Here is a 1,503-nt window from a genome sequence, read left to right as displayed (position 1 = left end):
CCGTCCTGCTCGTCGCCGTCCTCGCCTGGGCGGTGGTACGGCCCTTCGGCTGGACCGAGGCCGTCCTCGCGGTGCCGGCCGCCGGGATCGCCATCCTCACCGGCGCCATCTCCCTGGACCACGCCCGCGACGAGGTGGCCCGGCTGGGCCCGGTGGTCGGGTTCCTGGCCGCGGTGCTCGTACTGGCCCACTTCTGCGACGTGGAGGGCCTCTTCCGGGCCTGCGGGGCGTGGATGGCCCGCTGGTCGCGGGGGCGGCCGGTGCGGCTGCTGACGGCGGTGTTCGCGCTGGCCTCGGTGATCACGGCGGTACTGAGCCTGGACGCGACGATCGTGCTGCTCACCCCGGTGGTCTTCGCCACGGCCGCCCGCTCCGGCGTCCGCCCCAAGCCGCACGTCTACGCGTGCACGCATCTGTCGAACACGGCGTCACTGCTGCTGCCGGTGTCCAATCTGACGAACCTGCTGGCCTTCGCGGCGAGCGGGCTGTCCTTCACCCGGTTCGCCGCGCTGATGGCACTCCCCTGGCTGGCCGCGATCGGCGTGGAGTACGTGGTGTTCCGGCGCTTCTTCCGGCGCGATCTGTCGGCGGCGGCGCCGGCCGGGCGGGACACCGGCGAGGAGCCGCCGCTGCCGGTGTTCGCGCTGGTGACCGTCGGCTGCACGCTGGCCGGATTCGTGGTGACGTCGGCGATCGGCGTCGATCCGGCGTGGGCGGCAGCGGCCGGCGCGCTGGTCATGGCCGGACGGGCGGTGGTGCGGCGGCAGGCCACCCCGCTGTCCGTGGTGCGGGCGGCCGCGCCGCCGTTCCTGGCGTTCGTGCTGGCGCTGGGTGTGGTGGTGCGGGCGGTCGTGGACAACGGCCTCTCGGACGCGCTCGGGCATCTGCTGCCGTCCGGGAGCGGGCTGCTCGCGCTGCTGGGGATCGCCGCGCTGGCCGCCGTACTGGCCAACCTGATCAACAACCTGCCCGCCGTGCTGGTGCTGCTGCCGCTGGCCGCGCCGGGCGGGGCGGGCGCGGTGCTGGCGGTGCTGCTGGGCGTGAACATCGGCCCGAACCTCACCTACGCCGGTTCGCTGGCCACCCTGCTGTGGCGGCGGATCGTGCACCAGCACGACGAGGGCGTGGACCTCGGGGAGTTCACCCGGCTGGGCCTGATCGCCGTGCCCTCGGCGCTGGCGGTGTCGGTGGTGGCACTGTGGGGGGCGCTGCAACTCTTCTGACGGGGTGGCGTGGACCGAGGAGGACATGGGATGCGTGCGGTCGTCTGGCTCGTCGAGGGCACCTGGCCCGCCTGTGTGGACGCCGTGCGCGTGCACGCCCCGCACGCCCGTGAGGTGGTGCTGCTGCATGTGTCGGGGCCCGAGGTGCCCGGCGTGGCGCACGGCGCGTTCGCGGGGCTGATGGGGCGCGGGCGGGCCTGGGAGACCGATCCCGGAGACCGTGTCGAGGCCCTGGGCGACGGCTCCGCGGCGGAGCTGCTGGACGCGGCCGCCGAACGCC

The 1,503-nt window shown here is 74.8% G+C and carries 1 protein-coding gene and 1 pseudogene; both read left to right on the top strand.

The window, feature by feature from the left end; all coding sequences use genetic code 11:
- Positions 1-1,223: arsenic transporter (locus CCN33_RS30295; protein ID WP_208621994.1), on the top strand; the 1,223-nt coding region annotated here is incomplete at its 5' end.
- 30 nt (positions 1,224-1,253) lie between these two features.
- Positions 1,254-1,503, top strand: a pseudogene (locus CCN33_RS30290) (universal stress protein); the annotation flags it as partial.

This window comes from Streptomyces recifensis, from assembly GCF_002154615.1.
In the GTDB taxonomy this organism is placed as follows: domain Bacteria; phylum Actinomycetota; class Actinomycetes; order Streptomycetales; family Streptomycetaceae; genus Streptomyces; species Streptomyces griseoluteus.
Note: the sequence above shows the minus strand (reverse complement) of the source record. Positions and strands in the feature narration are given on the sequence as shown.